The organism is Paracoccus indicus, assembly GCF_003056335.1.
In the GTDB taxonomy this organism is placed as follows: Bacteria; Pseudomonadota; Alphaproteobacteria; order Rhodobacterales; family Rhodobacteraceae; genus Paracoccus; species Paracoccus indicus.
Genome location: NZ_PYWA01000004.1, coordinates 309,175 through 324,301, shown reverse-complemented (window position 1 = coordinate 324,301; position 15,127 = coordinate 309,175). Strand labels below are relative to the sequence as shown.

The 15,127-nt window shown below is 66.9% G+C and carries 16 protein-coding genes; 9 read left to right on the top strand and 7 right to left on the bottom strand.

What is annotated here, in order from left to right:
* The first annotated feature begins 41 nt into the window (after positions 1–41).
* The 3 genes from DDE75_RS09010 to DDE75_RS09000 are packed head-to-tail and all read left to right on the top strand — an operon-like array spanning position 42 to position 3,051.
* Positions 42–1,175: an 8-amino-7-oxononanoate synthase gene (locus DDE75_RS09010; RefSeq protein WP_245894672.1), complete on the top strand. Its 1,134-nt coding sequence runs from the start codon at positions 42–44 to the stop codon at positions 1,173–1,175.
* Positions 1,172–1,816, top strand: coding sequence for a dethiobiotin synthase (gene bioD / locus DDE75_RS09005; RefSeq protein ID WP_335672039.1), 645 nt, complete (start codon positions 1,172–1,174; stop codon positions 1,814–1,816). The genes DDE75_RS09010 and bioD overlap by 4 nt, the downstream gene beginning before the upstream one ends.
* Positions 1,813–3,051 carry an adenosylmethionine--8-amino-7-oxononanoate transaminase gene (locus DDE75_RS09000; protein WP_108502029.1) on the top strand — a complete coding sequence of 413 codons (1,239 nt, stop codon included), beginning with the start codon at positions 1,813–1,815 and terminating at the stop codon, positions 3,049–3,051. Before bioD ends, DDE75_RS09000 begins: the two co-directional genes overlap by 4 nt.
* Here DDE75_RS09000 and DDE75_RS08995 read toward each other — a convergent pair.
* From DDE75_RS08995 to leuC, 3 genes are read right to left on the bottom strand one after another with little or no spacing between them, the layout of a single operon-like run.
* Positions 3,037–4,038 carry an endonuclease/exonuclease/phosphatase family protein gene (locus DDE75_RS08995; protein ID WP_245894671.1) on the bottom strand — a complete coding sequence of 334 codons (1,002 nt, stop codon included), beginning with the start codon at positions 4,036–4,038 and terminating at the stop codon, positions 3,037–3,039. The two genes, DDE75_RS09000 and DDE75_RS08995, sit on opposite strands and share 15 nt — an antisense overlap.
* On the bottom strand, positions 4,029–4,634 hold the full coding sequence (gene leuD / locus DDE75_RS08990) for a 3-isopropylmalate dehydratase small subunit (RefSeq protein WP_108502028.1): 606 nt from the start codon (positions 4,632–4,634) through the stop codon (positions 4,029–4,031). Before leuD ends, DDE75_RS08995 begins: the two co-directional genes overlap by 10 nt.
* A gap of 11 nt (positions 4,635–4,645) precedes the next feature.
* Positions 4,646–6,079, bottom strand: coding sequence for a 3-isopropylmalate dehydratase large subunit (gene leuC / locus DDE75_RS08985; protein WP_108502027.1), 1,434 nt, complete (start codon positions 6,077–6,079; stop codon positions 4,646–4,648).
* Positions 6,080–6,492: 413 nt separating this feature from the next.
* On the opposite strand from leuC, the gene rsfS reads away from it, so the two are divergent.
* The 6 genes from rsfS (at position 6,493) to DDE75_RS08955 (ending at position 11,973) form a co-directional block, all read left to right on the top strand.
* Positions 6,493–6,825, top strand: a complete 333-nt coding sequence (gene rsfS, locus DDE75_RS08980; RefSeq protein WP_108502026.1) for a ribosome silencing factor — start codon at positions 6,493–6,495, stop codon at positions 6,823–6,825.
* A 9-nt stretch (positions 6,826–6,834) separates the two neighbouring features.
* On the top strand, positions 6,835–7,302 hold the full coding sequence (gene rlmH / locus DDE75_RS08975; protein ID WP_108502025.1) for a 23S rRNA (pseudouridine(1915)-N(3))-methyltransferase RlmH: 468 nt from the start codon (positions 6,835–6,837) through the stop codon (positions 7,300–7,302).
* Between the two features lie 66 nt (positions 7,303–7,368).
* Positions 7,369–8,883 carry a 2,3-bisphosphoglycerate-independent phosphoglycerate mutase gene (gene gpmI, locus DDE75_RS08970; RefSeq protein WP_108502098.1) on the top strand — a complete coding sequence of 505 codons (1,515 nt, stop codon included), beginning with the start codon at positions 7,369–7,371 and terminating at the stop codon, positions 8,881–8,883.
* Positions 8,880–10,061, top strand: a complete 1,182-nt coding sequence (locus DDE75_RS08965) for a murein hydrolase activator EnvC family protein (RefSeq protein ID WP_108502024.1) — start codon at positions 8,880–8,882, stop codon at positions 10,059–10,061. The genes gpmI and DDE75_RS08965 overlap by 4 nt, the downstream gene beginning before the upstream one ends.
* A gap of 16 nt (positions 10,062–10,077) precedes the next feature.
* Positions 10,078–11,484, top strand: coding sequence for a S41 family peptidase (locus DDE75_RS08960; protein ID WP_108502023.1), 1,407 nt, complete (start codon positions 10,078–10,080; stop codon positions 11,482–11,484).
* A gap of 3 nt (positions 11,485–11,487) precedes the next feature.
* On the top strand, positions 11,488–11,973 hold the full coding sequence (locus DDE75_RS08955; RefSeq protein ID WP_108502022.1) for an RNA pyrophosphohydrolase: 486 nt from the start codon (positions 11,488–11,490) through the stop codon (positions 11,971–11,973).
* On the opposite strand, the gene bluB is transcribed toward DDE75_RS08955, so the two are convergent.
* The 4 genes from bluB to DDE75_RS08935 form a co-directional block, all read right to left on the bottom strand.
* Complete coding sequence (gene bluB / locus DDE75_RS08950; RefSeq protein ID WP_108502021.1) at positions 11,931–12,650, bottom strand: 5,6-dimethylbenzimidazole synthase; 720 nt, start codon at positions 12,648–12,650, stop codon at positions 11,931–11,933. The genes DDE75_RS08955 and bluB overlap by 43 nt on opposite strands.
* On the bottom strand, positions 12,647–13,915 hold the full coding sequence (locus DDE75_RS08945) for a lytic murein transglycosylase (protein WP_108502020.1): 1,269 nt from the start codon (positions 13,913–13,915) through the stop codon (positions 12,647–12,649). Before DDE75_RS08945 ends, bluB begins: the two co-directional genes overlap by 4 nt.
* Positions 13,916–14,024: 109 nt before the next feature.
* Positions 14,025–14,357, bottom strand: a complete 333-nt coding sequence (locus DDE75_RS08940) for a hypothetical protein (protein ID WP_108502019.1) — start codon at positions 14,355–14,357, stop codon at positions 14,025–14,027.
* A gap of 3 nt (positions 14,358–14,360) precedes the next feature.
* On the bottom strand, positions 14,361–15,110 hold the full coding sequence (locus tag DDE75_RS08935; protein WP_162798958.1) for a DUF421 domain-containing protein: 750 nt from the start codon (positions 15,108–15,110) through the stop codon (positions 14,361–14,363).
* Between the last annotated feature and the right edge of the window lie 17 nt (positions 15,111–15,127).

Sequence of the window (15,127 nt, the reverse complement as noted above, 5' to 3'; positions counted from 1 at the left end):
TCCGCCGGAACGACCGCAATGGAATGATGGGGCAGGGCGCTTTGGACCGTTTGGCAACCTATCGGCTGGACCTCGAGGGTCTGGCCGCAGATGCGCGTCTGCGCAGTCTGGCCCCGCGGCGGGGCATCGATTTCTCCTCGAACGACTACATCGGCCTGGCGCAATCGGATCGGCTGGTCCGTGCGGCGCGGGATGCGCTGGACCGCGGCGTGCCCGTGGGGGCCGCCGGGTCGCGTCTGCTGCGGGGCAATACCGATCCGCAACAGCAGTTCGAGGATGAGGCCGCGCGCTTCTTCGGGGCCGAGGCCGCCTTGGGCTTCGGCGGTGGCTATGTTGCGAATTTCGCCGTGCTGACCACCCTGCCGCAGCGGGGCGACCTGCTGCTGATGGATGCGCTGTCCCATGCCAGCACGCATGAGGGCGCACGCGCCGGACGGGCGCAGGTCGCGCAGTTCCGCCACGGCGATGTCGGCCATGCCTCGGATGTGATCGACGAATGGCGGGCGGCGGGCAATACCGGCGCCGTCTGGATCACGGTCGAGAGCCTTTACAGCATGGACGGCGATGTCGCGCCCCTGAACGACCTGATGGTGCTGGCCGACCGCCACGGCTTCCTGATGGTGGACGAGGCGCATGCCACCGGCGTCTATGGCCCGCAGGGGCGCGGGTTGGCGCATCATCTGGAAGGCCGCGACAACGTCGTGACCCTGCATACGCTCGGCAAGGCCTTGGGCGGCTCGGGTGCGCTGATCTGCGGGTCGCGGGTGCTGATCGACTTCCTGATCAACCGCTGCCGGCCCTTCATCTTCGCCACCGCGCCATCGCCCCTGATGGCGGCCGTGGGAACCGAGGCGCTGGCCATGCTGTGCGACGAGCCTTGGCGTCAGGACGCGCTTCGGGCGCATGTGGCCAGTTTCGGCGCGCAGATGGCGCAACGCCTGCCACAGGTGCCCCTCAGTGGCAGCCAGATCGTGCCGCTGATCGTGGGGCCGAACGCGCCGACGATGGAACTGGCGGCGGCCCTGCAGGCCCGCGGCTTCGACGTGCGCGGCATCCGCCCCCCGACGGTGCCCGAGGGCACGTCGCGTCTGCGGGTGTCGCTGAATTTGAATGCCAGCCCCGATGATGTCATCCGGCTGGCCGAAACGCTTGAGGAACTATGGCCAGAATCGTGATCACCAGCACCGGCACCGATGTCGGCAAGACGGTGTTTTCCGCAGGCCTTTGCGGGCTGATCGGGGCGGATTACTGGAAGCCCCTGCAATCGGGGCTGGCGGGCAATGTGCCCAACCCCGATCCGCGTGCCGAGGCGGACCCCAGCCCCGAAAGCGACCGCGCCGAGGTTGCCCGCCTGTCCGGCGCCCGCACCCACCCCGAGGCCTATATGCTGTCCCAACCCCTGTCGCCCCATCGCGCAGCAGAACTGGACGGCGTGGACATCGACGCCGCCCGCCTGACGCCCCCCGATGTGGAGCGTCTTGTCATCGAAGGGGCCGGGGGCGCGTTGGTTCCCATCACGCGGCAGATGCTGTTCGCGGATCTGTTCGCGCAATGGCAGTTGCCGGTGGTGCTGGTCGCCTCGACCGGTCTTGGGACCATCAGCCACAGCCTCTCGGCGCTGGAAAGCCTGCGCGCGCGCAAAGTGCCGGTGCTGGGCGTGGCCTTCATGGGCGAGGATAATCCCGACAACATGGCGACCATCGGACAGATCGGTCGGGTCAAGGTTTTGGGCCGCCTGCCTGTCCTGCCGACCCTGGACCGCGACAGCCTGTCCGCCGCCATGATCGCCAATTTCGACCCGAAGGATTTCGCATGACAAGCGCCGTCTGGCACCCCTTCTTCCAGCACGCGACCGAACCGGATCCCGTCCGCGCGATCAGCAGCGAAGGCGCCTATCTTCAGACCGACCGCGGGCCGCTGCTGGACGCGGTTTCCAGCTGGTGGGTGGTCACCCATGGCCACAACCAGCCCGAAATCGTGCAGGCGATCCGCGAGACGGCGGGCCATCTGGATCAGGTGATCTTCGCCGGCCTGACCCATCAACCGGCCGAGGATCTGGCCTCCGCGCTGGTCGGCATGGCACCCGCGGGGCTGGATCATGTCTTCTACAGCGACAGCGGATCGACCGCGGTCGAGGTCGCGCTGAAGATGGCCCTTGGCTATTGGAAGCACGAGGGCGACGGTCGCAACCGCATCGCCGTCATCGAGGACAGCTATCACGGCGACACCATCGGCACGATGAGCGTGGGCGAGCGTGGCGTCTTCAACGCGGCCTACGACCCGCTGATGTTCGGCGTGGACCGCCTGCCATTCCCTGTGGGTGACGGGTCGAACACGCTGGACGCCTTCGAGGCGATGGCCGCGACCGGCAAGATGGCCGCCCTGATCATCGAGCCGCTGATCCTCGGCGCGGGCGGCATGCGGGTCTATTCCGCCGATGTGCTGGCCGGGCTTCGGGCGATCTGCGACCGCCATGACGTGCTGATGATCGTGGACGAGGTGATGACCGGATGGGGGCGCACGGGGCGTCTGTGGGCTTGTGACCATGCCGGGATCAGCCCCGACATCATGTGCACATCCAAGGGTCTGACCGGGGGCGTGATCCCCTTGGCCGTGACCTTGGCCTCGGCGCGGGTCTTTCAGGCGCATCATTCGACGGATCGGCGGCGCACGTTCTATCATTCGTCCAGCTATACGGCGAACCCGATCGCCTGCGCGGCGGCGCTGGCGCAGGTCAAGCTGTGGCAGGCTAGCCCGATGCAGGACAGGCTGGACGGGCTGGTCGCCATGCAGGGCGAACGGCTGGTGGCGCTTGCCGAAGATCCGCGGTTCGAGAACCCGCGCCAATGCGGCACCATCGCGGCCATCGACCTGAAGGTCCCCGAAGGCGGCTATCTGTCCGAGGTCGGCCCCCGTCTGCGCGCCCATTCCATCGAACAGGGCGTGCTGCTGCGGCCCTTGGGGAACACGGTCTATGTCATGCCGCCCTATTGCGTGACGGCGGCGGATCTGGACAAGGCCTGGGGGGCCATCGCCTCATTCGAGGTCTAGGTCCAGCCAGACAAGACGACGGTGCGAGGCGGTGGTGACCGCCTCGGCCAGCGGATCATCGGGCGCGGGCCAGAGGACGCCCGATCCGGTCACGGTCAGCCCCTGCGCGGGCAGGATGTAATCCAGCCGCAGATTGCCGGGGGCGCGGTCGTATTCGGCCGTATCCAGCGCCGGATCGCCCTTCTGCCCCGCGTTCGGCCCGTCCTGCGGCGGCTGCCAGGCCCCGCGCGGCTGGCTGTCCTGCGTGACCTTCAGCAGCGCACGCAGGGCGGATGGATCGCCGTCGCCATCCTGCGAATCGACGTTCAGGTTGCCGATGATGGCGAAGGGCGCATCGGGCAGGTGGTCCAGCCAAAAGGCGGCCTCATCCCGGTTGCGGGCGATGTTGCGCGGCTCGAAGGCGGGGGGCGTTGCGGCCATCGCCAGCAGGTGCAGCGGCCCGATCTGCACGTCCCAATGCGAGGATGAGGAGAGGCGCTGCACATCCGCATGTTCGCTTTCGGGCATGTTGTTGCCCGCCATGTCGCGCCACAATGCCGCCGTGTGATCCGTCACCGGCCCGATGGGCAGGCGCGACAGGATCGCCAGCCCCGCGCTGCCGGTGAAATCGCCATAGCCCTGCGCGTCCCGCGCCTCGCCCAAGCGACCGTTGCCGTCCAGATCCAGGCCGACCTGCATTCCGCGATTGCCCAAGGGGGCGAAGATGTGCGGCATGGGATGCCCCTGATCGGCCAGAACGGTCTGGAAGGCGGCCAAGGCACGGCCCTCCAGATCCCAGTCAAAGCCGGTCAGCAGGATCACGTCGGGGGCGGTCGCGGCGATTACCTGCGCCGCCGCCAGCACCTGCGGGTCGCCCTTGGCGATATCACGCAGCAAAAGACCCGGACCCTTTCGCGAAAGGCCCGGGTCCCATGTGGCAAGTCGCAGCGCCTCTGCCTGCGCGGGCAGGCCCAGCAAGCAGAGCGCCGCGGCGATCCTCAGATCCAAGGGCGCGCCTGCGCCATCTGATCCTCGAAGGTGTCGATCGATGCGGCCTTCTCCATCGTCAGGCCGATATCGTCCAGGCCGTTCAACAGGCAATGCTTGCGGAAGGCATCGACCTCGAAGTGATAGACCGTGCCGTCGGGGCTGGTGACGGTCTGGCTTTCCAGATCGACGGTGACGCGGGCATTCGCGCCATTGGCCGCATCATCGGTCAGCGCATCGACGGCATCCTGGGGCAGGACGACGGGCAGGATGCCGTTCTTGAAGCAGTTGTTGAAGAAGATGTCGGCGAAGCTGGTCGAGATGACGCAGCGGATGCCGAAATCCAGCAGCGCCCAGGGCGCATGTTCGCGCGACGACCCGCAGCCGAAGTTGTCGCCCGCGATCAGAATTTCGGCGTCGCGATAGGCGGGCTGGTTCAGGACGAAATCCGGGATCTCGTTGCCGTCGCGGTCATAGCGCATCTCGTCGAAGAGGTTCACCCCAAGGCCCGACCGCTTGATGGTCTTCAGGAACTGCTTGGGGATGATCATGTCGGTGTCGATGTTGACCAGCGGCATGGGGGCCGCGATGCCCGTCAGGGTGGTGAACTTATCCATGAGGGGCGTCCTTATGCGGGTTCTTTGGCGAATTCGCGGATGTCGACAAGGTGCCCGCAGACACCGGCGGCGGCAGCCATGGCGGGCGACATCAGATGCGTGCGCCCCTTGTAGCCCTGACGACCTTCAAAGTTGCGGTTGCTGGTGGCCGCGCAGCGTTCGCCCGGCGCCAGCTGATCGGGGTTCATGCCGAGGCACATGGAACAGCCCGCAAGGCGCCATTCGAAACCGGCGTTCATGAAGATGACGTCCAGACCCTCTTCCTCGGCCTGGGCGCGCACAAGGCCCGAACCGGGGACGACCATGCCGCGCACGCCATTGGCCAGCTTGCGGCCCTGCAGGACCTCGGCGGCAGCGCGCAGATCCTCGATCCGGCCATTGGTGCAGCTGCCGATGAAGACGGCGTCGATGGCAATATCAGTCAGCGGCGTGCCTGCGGTCAGCGCCATGTAGTCCAAGGACCGGCGTGCGGCCTCGACCTTGCCGCCGGTGAAATCCTCAGGCGCGGGGACGGAGGCGGTGATGGGCAACGCATCCTCGGGCGATGTGCCCCAGGTCACGGTGGGGGCGATGTCTTCGCCGCGGATGGTCAGGACCTTGTCGAAATGCGCGCCTTCATCGGAAAACAGCGTCTTCCACCAGGCGACGGCGGCATCCCATTGCGCGCCTTTCGGGGCATGGGCGCGGCCCTTGACATAGTTGAAGGTGGTCTCATCCGGTGCGATCAGGCCTGCGCGGGCGCCGCCTTCGATGGCCATGTTGCAGATGGTCATGCGACCTTCCATCGACAGGTTGCGGATCGCCTCGCCGCAATATTCGATGACATGGCCGGTGCCGCCCGCCGTGCCGGTTTCGGCGATGATGCGCAGCACGATGTCCTTGGCGGTGACGCCGGGCGCGATGCGGCCGGTGATCTCGACCTTCATGTTCTTCGACTTGCCCTGGATCAGGGTCTGGGTGGCCAGCACATGTTCCACCTCGGAGGTGCCGATGCCATGGGCCAGCGCGCCGAAGGCACCGTGGGTCGCGGTGTGGCTGTCGCCGCAGACGACGGTCATGCCGGGCAGGGTCCAGCCCTGTTCCGGGCCGACGATATGCACGATGCCCTGGCGGATGTCGTTAACGGGATAATAGTTCACGCCGAATTCGCGCGCGTTCTTGTCCAGCGCATCGACCTGGATGCGGGACTCGGGGTTCTCGATCCCGGTCTGGCGGTCCAGCGTGGTAGGCACATTGTGATCGGGCACCGCGATGGTGCGTTCGGGGGCGCGGACCTTGCGGCCGGTCATGCGCAGACCCTCGAAGGCCTGCGGGCTGGTCACCTCGTGGACCAGGTGGCGGTCGATATACAGAAGGCAGGTGCCGTCGTCCTGACGTTCGACGACATGGGCGTCCCAGATCTTGTCATAAAGCGTGCGCGGCGCGGCGGCTGCGGGAATGGTCATGGCTGAGGTCTTTCGGCTGTGATGCAGGGTGCGGGCATGGACAAGCGGCGGGACAGGGCTGTCCCGCAGGCCGATCAGCCCCGCGCGGTCACGCAGAGCGTTTCGCCATAGAAGCGCTGCGGCAGTCGCGCGCGATCATGAATGTCGAAGAAACGCATCATCCCGCAAGATTAGGCATTCGCCACACCGCTGGCAAGGCCCGCAGCCATCTTGCGACGATTGCCGAAAGGAAAATCCCGCCAGCGATTGAGATGGGGCGAAAAGATGCTATGTTGAAGGGACCCCTGCGCCGGGGGTCATCGGCGCGCTGACCGGAGGATATAACCCTGTCACAAGACGTCCCGTCGGCCCAGGGGCCGGCCACGACCGCTGCGAAAGGCTCGCTGACCAGCGACCAGGTTCTTTCGCTTGTTATGACTTCGCTGGATGATGACAAGGCCGAAGAGGTCGTCAGCATCGATCTGCGGGGCCGTTCCGCCATGGCCGATCACATGGTGATCGCCTCGGGACGCAGCTCGCGCCAGGTGGGTGCCATCGCCGAAAAGCTGGCCGACCGGGTCAAGCAGGCGACGGGCCGCAGCCCGCGCATCGAAGGCAAGGATGCCGGCGATTGGGTGCTGATCGACACCGACGACGTGATCGTCCATGTCTTCCGCCCCGAGGTCCGCGACTTCTATCAGCTGGAAAAGATGTGGATGCCCGCCGACGCCCTGTCCCGGGTGCGCGACGATCACCTCCAGCCGTAAGGCGCAGCCATGCGGATCGACATCGCCGCCGTCGGGCGGCTTCGCAAGGGCCCCGAGGCGGCGCTGATCGCCGATTACCTTGACCGCTTCGCGAAAACAGGCCGCAGCCTCGGGTTGCCGGCCGTTTCCGTCGTCGAGGTCGAGGACAAGCGCGGCCTGGGCATGAAGGCCGAGGCCGAATTGCTGTCGCGTGCCTTGCCTGCGGGGGCCGCGCTGGTGATGATGGACGAACGCGGCGACCAGCCCCTGTCGCCCGATTTCGCGGCCCGCATCGCCAGATGGCGCGACGAGGCGCGCGACGTCTGCTTCGTCATCGGCGGGGCTGATGGGCTGGACCCCGATCTGCGGGCCCGTGCCGATTGGTCGATCAGCTTCGGGCGCATGGTCTGGCCGCATATGCTGGTGCGTGTCATGCTGGCCGAACAGCTGTACCGAGCCGCCACCATCCTGTCCGGGTCGCCCTATCACCGGGCCTGACGCGGGCCACCTGTGGTTGCCGTCGCGCCGTCGCCCGCGTATGAGGGGGAAAACCGCGAGGCAATCATGACCAAACCCGTGATCCTGTGCATTCTGGATGGTTGGGGCCTGTCCGACCGCCCCGAGCAGAGCGCACCCGACCAGGCCGCGACGCCCAACTTCGACCGTCTGATGCGCGATTGTCCCAATGCGACGCTGGTGACCTATGGTCCCGACGTGGGTCTGCCGCGCGGCCAGATGGGCAATTCCGAGGTTGGCCACACCAATATCGGTGCCGGTCGCGTGGTCGCCATGGATCTGGGCCAGATCGACCTGGCCATTGAGGAAGGCAGCTTCGGCAAGAACGACGCGCTGCTGGATTTCATCGACCGGATGAAGGCCTCGGGCGGGACGGCGCATGTCATGGGTGTCGTCTCGGACGGCGGGGTGCATGGCCACCTGCAGCACATGCTGGCGGCGGTGAAGATCGTCAGCGAGGCGGGCGTGCCGGTCGTCATCCATGCCATCACCGACGGGCGCGACGTGGCGCCAAGCTCGGCCCATGGCTATCTGACCGAACTGCAGGGCGCGATGCCGAAAGGCGCGCGGATCGGCACGGTCGTCGGGCGCTATTTCGCGATGGATCGCGACAACCGGTGGGACCGGGTCGAGCAGGCCTTCGGCGCGATGGTCGCCGGTCGCGGCACGGATGCAGCCTCGGCCGAGGATGCCATCGTCGCGGCCTATGCGGACGGCAAGACCGATGAATTCATCCCGCCCTTCGTCATCGACGGCTATAACGGGGCGCAGGACGGGGACGGTCTGTTCTGCCTGAACTTCCGCGCCGACCGCGCGCGGGAAATCCTGTCGGCGCTGGCCGATCCAGACTTCGACGCTTTTGATGCCAGCGACCGTCCCGAATGGGCGGGCGTGCTGGGCATGGTCGATTACAGCAGCCGCCACAGCGACTTCATGCAGACCGCCTATCCCAAGACGCAGGTGGTCAACACGCTTGGGGCCTGGGTCGCGGCCAAGGGCCTGCGCCAGTTCCGCCTGGCCGAGACCGAGAAATACCCCCATGTCACCTTCTTCCTGAACGGCGGCAAGGAAACCCCCGAAGAGGGCGAGGATCGGCACATGCCGCAGAGCCCCAAGGTCGCGACCTATGACATGGCCCCCGAAATGGCCGCAGCCGAAGTCGCCGACAAGCTGCTCGAGGTGATCGGCGCGGGCTACGACCTGATCGTGGTCAACTTCGCCAACCCCGACATGGTCGGCCATACCGGCAGCCTGGACGCCGCCGCCCGCGCCTGCGAGGCCGTGGACCAGGGCCTGGGCCGCATGCTGGAGGCCTTGGACAAGGTCGGCGGGGCCGCCGTCATCTGCGCCGATCACGGCAATTGCGAACAGATGATCGACCTCGATACCGGCAATGCCCATACCGCCCATACGCTGAACCCCGTGCCGGTGATCGTCTATGGCGGTCCTGCGGGTGCCTCGGTGCGGGCGGGCCGTCTGGCCGATCTGGCGCCCACGGTGCTGGACCTGATGGGGCTGCCCCTTCCGGCCGAGATGACCGGCGAAAGCCTGATCACCAGATGACGCCTCGGGCCCTTGCCGCCGCGGCCCTGCTGGGCCTTGCGCTGATGTCGCCTGCCCATGCGCAGGACGTCAGCCCCGCCAATCAGGCGGTGCGCGACGCCGAAAGCGCCGCGGCCATGCTGCGCGCCTCGATCGGGGAACTGGCCGATGCGGTGACCGCCGACGATCAGGTCGTGGCCCTGACCGAGGTGATCCGCGGCTATGAAACCGGCCTTGCCGCCCTGCGCGACGGGCTGCGCCAAGCCAGCGCGCGCGAGGCGGAACTGCGTGCCCGCTTCGATGCGCAGCGCGATCAGCTGGGGCAGGTGCTGGGGGCGATGACCGCCCTGCAGCAAAGCCCCGAGAGCACCATGCTGCTGCATCCGGCGGGGGCCTTGGCCAATGCGCGGTCCGCGATGCTGCTGTCGGGCGTCACCCCCGGCCTGCGCGCCGAGGCCGAGGCGCTGCAGGGCGATCTGGATGAAATCGCCACGGTGCGGGAATTGCAGGCCAATGCGGCGGGCATGCTGGGATCGGGCCTCGCCTCGGTCCAGGAGGCGCGTCGCCTGCTGTCCAGCGCCGTCACCGACCGCAGCTCGATGCCGGTGCGTTTCGCCGAGGACCCCGAGGAGCTGAGCGCGCTGCGCGAGGCCGCGCAGACCCTGGACGATTTCGCCACAGGCATCGCCAAGATGGAAAAGGACGTGGGCGCCCCAATGGACGACTTCGAAGGCGCGCAGGGCAGCCTGCGCCTGCCGGTCGTGGGATCGGTGCTGCGCCCCTATGACGAACCCGACGCGGCGGGCGTCAAGCGTCCGGGCTGGGTCATCGCCACCGCGCCCGCCGCGCTGGTGCAGACGCCCTGGCCTGCGACAATTCGCTATCGCGGACCCTTCCTCGATTACGGCAATGTGATGATCGTGGAACCGGCGCGCGGCTATCTTATGATCTTCGCGGGCCTCGCCCAGGTCTTCGGAGAGGTCGGCGACGTGCTGAAGGCCGGCGATCCCGTTGGTTTGATGGGCGGGGCCGAGGCGCCCGCGCAGGAATTCGGATCGCAGTTCGTCGCGGATGCCGCCCGCGGCGATCAGGCCGGACGCAGTGAATCGCTGTATCTTGAACTGCGCCGCGGCAATGAAACGCTGGACCCGGCCGAGTGGTTCGTGCTGAATCCATTCGTCGACCCGCAACAGGACTGAGGCAGGAAAGGCCGCCATGAGACATTATCTGATCGCAGGACTGGGGGGCGTTCTTGCAGGCGCGCTGGCAACGACCCAGATCGCCGGACCGCTGATGGCGCAGGAAGCCGGGCGCAATACCTCGACCTACGAACAGCTTGAACTGTTCGGCAACATCTTCGAGCGTATCCGCGCCGATTACGTCGAGGCCCCCGACGACAAGGAATTGGTCGAGGCTGCGATCAACGGCATGCTGACCTCGCTTGATCCGCATTCCAGCTTCCTGTCGGCGGATGCTTATTCCGACATGCAGACCCAGACCCGCGGCAGCTTCGGCGGCCTGGGCATCGAGGTCAGCCAGGAAGAGGGCATGGTCAAGGTCGTCTCGCCCATTGACGACACCCCCGCCGCCGAGGCGGGCGTGCAGTCGGGCGATTTCATCACCCATGTGAACGGCGAATCGCTGCTGGGCCTGAACCTGGACGAGGCGGTCGAGATGATGCGCGGCCCGGTTGGGTCCGAGATCACCATCACCATCCTGCGCGAAGGCGAGACCGAACCTTTCGATCTGACCATGGCCCGCGACACGATCAAGCTGACCGTCGTACGGTCGCGCGTCGAGGGCCATGCGGTCGTCCTGCGCGTCTCGACCTTCAACGACGAGACTTATGACGCGCTGAAGACCGAGCTGGCCAAGGCGGTCGAGGAAGCAGGCGGCATCGACAAGGTCACGGGCTTCGTCCTGGACCTGCGCAACAACCCCGGCGGGTTGCTGAACCAGGCGATCAGCGTCAGCGACGCGTTTCTGGATGCGGGCGAAATCGTCAGCACCCGCGGCCGCAACCCCGATGAGAGTGAACGCTGGAACGCCGAGGAGGGCGATCTGGCCGAAGGCAAGCCGATGGTCGTCCTGACCAATGGCGGTTCGGCCAGCGCATCGGAGATCGTGGCCGGCGCGCTGCAGGACCATCGCCGCGCCATCGTCGTGGGCGAAAAGACCTTCGGCAAGGGCAGTGTCCAGACCGTGATGCCCGTCACCTCGGACAGTGCGATCCGGCTGACGACGGCGCGTTACTATACGCCGTCGGGACGGTCGATCCAGTCATTGGGCATCCAGCCCGACATCCTGGTCGCCCAGCCAACCCCTGCCCAGCCCACGGAGGAGGAAGAATCGCGCACCAACAGCAGCTTCAGCCGCTCCGAGGCGGATCTGCGCGGTGCCTTGGGCAACGACATCAGCGACGAGGACCGCAAGCAGATCGAGGACGAGGCCGCCGAGGTCGAGGCGACTGCCGCCCTGCGCGACGAGGATTACCAGCTGGCCTATGCCGTCGACATCCTGAAGGGTCTGGCCGCCGTCAGCTTCAACGCCGACGATGTGCCCGCCACCGAAACCCCCGCCGCCAATGCCGAACCGGCCGGCGGCGATGCGGACAAGGGCTGATCCATGACCGAACGGATGGGGCCGATGGGCCTGCCCTATCGGCCCTGTGCAGGGGTCGTGCTGATCAACGATGCGGGGCTGATCTTTGCCGGTCAGCGCATCGACACCCCCGGCGCATGGCAGATGCCGCAGGGGGGCATCGATGCGGGCGAAACCCCGCATCAGGCCGCCCTGCGCGAGTTGGTCGAGGAAACCGGCGTCACCATCGACAAGGCCGAGGTTCTGGGGGAAACGCCCGATTGGGTCTATTACGACCTGCCGCCGCATCTGCTGGGCAAGGCCTGGAAGGGCCGCTTCTGCGGGCAGCGCCAGAAATGGCTGCTGCTGCGGTTCACGGGGCAGGACAGCGATGTGGACATCGCCACCGACCACCCCGAGTTCGACAAGTGGCAATGGATGCGCGCCGATGATCTGCTGGACAGCATCGTTCCCTTCAAGCGCGAAGTTTATGCGCAGGTGCTGGACGTCTTTCGCGACAGATTGGCCTGAGGGCCGTCCCAGCTGTCCTCCAGCACCAGATCGCGCAAGGGCAGGCGTTCGGCCCAGCCCTTCGCCTGCAGCTCGGGTTGCCGATAGAGCTCCGCGACATGGCCGATGCACAGATAGGCCACCGGCACGACATAGTCGGGCAGGCGCAGGATGGACCGCAGGTCGTCCTCGCGGAAGATGCTGACCCAACCGACGCCCACGCCCTCGGCACGGGCCGCCAGCCACAGGTTCTGGACGGCGCAGACCGTGGAATAGAGGTCAGTGGCACGATCATGGGTGCGGCCCAGCACATGATCGCCGCCGCGACTGCGGTCGCAGGTGATGCAGAGGTTCACCGGCGCCTGAAGGATGCCTTCCAGCTTCAAGGACGAATAGAGCGCCTTGCGGTCGGGAAAGCGTTCCGCGGCCTCGGCATTGGCGCGGGTGAAGGCGTCGTGGATGCGCAGCCGAACGGCGGGATCGCGCAGCAGGATGAAGTTCCACGGCTGCGACAGCCCCACGGATGGCGCATCATGCGCGGCTTGCAACAGGCGCGTCAGAAGCGCGGGATCGATGGGATCGGGCAGGAACTGGCTGCGCACGTCGCGCCGCGACCGGATGGCGCGATAGACGGCATCGCGGTCGCTGTCGGAAAACGGCCCCGCGGGTGCGGGGCCGGTTTTGTCCGTTACGCTCAACCGCGCAGCTGGCCCAGCAGGATCGAGGTGGGATAGCCGTCGGGCGTCGCGCCGATGGACCGCTGGAAGGCGGCCACGGCCTCCATCGTGCCCGAACCGAACAACCCGTCGATCTCGCCGTCGTAGAAGCCGCGGCGCTTCAGCAGGACCTGGATCTCTTCACGCTCGCCCGTGGACAGGGGGCGGTCGCTGCGCGGCCAGTTGCCTTGGATACCCGAACGCCCGGCGATGCGTTCCGCCAGGAACGAGACACCAAGCGCATAGTTGTCCGAGTTGTTGTAGCGCAGGATCGACCGGAAGTTGTCGCTGATGAAGAAGGCCGGACCACGCGCCCCCGCCGGCATGATGATCGAGCCATTGCCCGAGGGCAGGCCGCCGCCCGACATCGTGCGCACACCCTGCGCCGACCAGTCGCCCGACGAACGCCGCGTTCCCTTGCCGATCAGACCCATGTTGAAGTTCGCGGGCAGCCGCACCTCGGCCCCCCAGGTCTGGCCGCGCTGCCAGCCGTTGCGGGCCAGATAGGCGGCAGTCGATGCCAGCGCGTCGGTCGGATCGTCCGACCAGATGTCGCGGCGACCGTCCCCGGTGAAATCGACCGCATATTCCAGATAGGAGGTCGGCATGAACTGGGTGTGCCCCATCGCGCCCGCCCAGCTGCCCAGCATGTGTTCGGGGTCGGTGTCGCCCGCCTGCAGGATCTTCAGCGCGGCGATCAGCTGGTTCTGGAACATCTCGCCCCGGCGACCGTCATAGGCCAGCGTCGTCAGCGAGGGGATGATCTGCATCTTGCCGCGGTTGCCGCCGAAGTTCGATTCCATGCCCCAGACGGCCAGCACGATCTCGCGCGGGACGCCGTATTGCGCCTCGATCCGCGACAGGGTCGAGGAAAGTTGCGCGTTCTTCTGGCGGCCCGTGGTGATGCGGACATCGGACACGGCGCTGTCCAGATAGAGCCAGACCGGACGCGAGAATTCGGACTGCTTGCGATCCAGGCGGATCACATCGGGATTATACTGCGCGATCCGCATGGCGCGGTCGTAGGTCGCGGGCGAGATGCCCGAGGAGAGCGCGCGGGGGCGGAAGCTCTGGACGAAGCGCTGCAGGCCCGCCTCGTCGCTGGCGGATGCGGCGGGGATCGCGGTCGGCGTGACCGAGGAATAGCCCGCCGACGGCCCCGATGCGGGCATGCGCGACACCGGCGATGCGCAGGACGCCAGGACCCCGATCAGGGCGGTGGACAGGAAAATGCGGGAAATGCTCATGGATGATCGCCTGTTCGTGACTGCTCGGGTTCTTGTTGTGAACAGTCTAACCGAAGGATGCATCCATGGGTAGGGCAAGCGGTGCGCGATGCGGCACCGCAACGCAGCCCTAATGGCGCGGCGTGTCCTGCGACCCTTCGTCCCCGAAATAGGGCGTCATCTGCGCGATGATGACGGAATTTTCGGCCAGCGCGCGGTCCATCAGGTCGCGTTCGTCCTGGTCGACCTCATGCCCCTCGGCCAGCCGGTCCTCAAGCGTGCCGTATCCGGTCACGTCCAGCGGAGCCATCTCGGCCTGCTTCAGGATCGCCACGGTTTCGCGCACCGCCTCGGCCTCGTCGGTTCCGGCGGCGAAGCAGACAAGACCCGCCCCGGTCGCGCCCTTGGGCAGCCCGTCGCCGGTCCTGCGTCCCAGTTCGACCACCAGCGTGAATACCTTCATCTGTCACTCCTTCGGCGTGGTGCCGCCCTTGTCCTGTTCCCCGGTGCCCGCGGGCCATTCCGGAGACTGCCACGCCCGCCCGTCGCAATGGCTGCAACGACCGCGGGTGGCGATGATCTGCGCACCGGTCGGCGCGCCGCAGATGCCACAACATGTCTGGCCGTCCATCGCAAGCGGCTTGTCGGTGGCGGGTGGCGGGTTCAGCAGGTGCCGGGGCGGGACCAGCGACAGGCCGGGGCGGGGCGGATGGGCGCGAAAGACCGACAGCCCGCCCCCGGCCTCGAGGTAGGCCGCGCGCAATTCGCCCAGGTTCTCGACCCCGGCAAGGCGCAGCATCGACTTGATCTCGGAAATGCCCAGATCGCGGTGATCGATCGCATCCAGCAGGATGCGACCGTCGCGGACAAGCGCCAAGGGTCGTCCGTCCAGCGTGGTCTTGGCGCGATCGGACCGGACGATCAGCCGGTCCAGCACCTTGTTGATGAGGACGATGGTGGTGATGACGGCCATGGCGGCCAACAGCGGCACCTCGGGGTAGAACATCGCATCGCCCACCGCCGAACCGAGGGCGATCACCAGCAGGAATTCCACCATCGACAGCTGCGCGACGCCGCGCCCGCCGATCCAGCGGATCATCGCCAGCGTGTAGACATAGATCAGGACGGTGCGGAACAGGATCTCGGCATAGAACAGCGGCGGCTGTTCCCCGATGAACATGCGGACAAGATCGAAGGGGATGACCTGCTGGTCCATGTTGTGCCTTTCGCGGC

Coding starts and splice junctions, on each gene's coding strand:
- gpmI (WP_108502098.1), top strand. CDS start 7,369: ATGACCAAACCCGTGATCCTGTGCATTCTGGATGGTTGGGGCCTGTCC.
- DDE75_RS08955 (WP_108502022.1), top strand. CDS start 11,488: ATGACCGAACGGATGGGGCCGATGGGCCTGCCCTATCGGCCCTGTGCA.
- DDE75_RS08960 (WP_108502023.1), top strand. CDS start 10,078: ATGAGACATTATCTGATCGCAGGACTGGGGGGCGTTCTTGCAGGCGCG.
- DDE75_RS08940 (WP_108502019.1), bottom strand. CDS start 14,357: ATGAAGGTATTCACGCTGGTGGTCGAACTGGGACGCAGGACCGGCGAC.
- leuC (WP_108502027.1), bottom strand. CDS start 6,079: ATGACCATTCCCGCAGCCGCCGCGCCGCGCACGCTTTATGACAAGATC.
- DDE75_RS08965 (WP_108502024.1), top strand. CDS start 8,880: ATGACGCCTCGGGCCCTTGCCGCCGCGGCCCTGCTGGGCCTTGCGCTG.
- DDE75_RS08935 (WP_162798958.1), bottom strand. CDS start 15,110: ATGGACCAGCAGGTCATCCCCTTCGATCTTGTCCGCATGTTCATCGGG.
- rlmH (WP_108502025.1), top strand. CDS start 6,835: ATGCGGATCGACATCGCCGCCGTCGGGCGGCTTCGCAAGGGCCCCGAG.
- DDE75_RS08945 (WP_108502020.1), bottom strand. CDS start 13,915: ATGAGCATTTCCCGCATTTTCCTGTCCACCGCCCTGATCGGGGTCCTG.
- rsfS (WP_108502026.1), top strand. CDS start 6,493: ATGACTTCGCTGGATGATGACAAGGCCGAAGAGGTCGTCAGCATCGAT.
- leuD (WP_108502028.1), bottom strand. CDS start 4,634: ATGGATAAGTTCACCACCCTGACGGGCATCGCGGCCCCCATGCCGCTG.
- DDE75_RS09000 (WP_108502029.1), top strand. CDS start 1,813: ATGACAAGCGCCGTCTGGCACCCCTTCTTCCAGCACGCGACCGAACCG.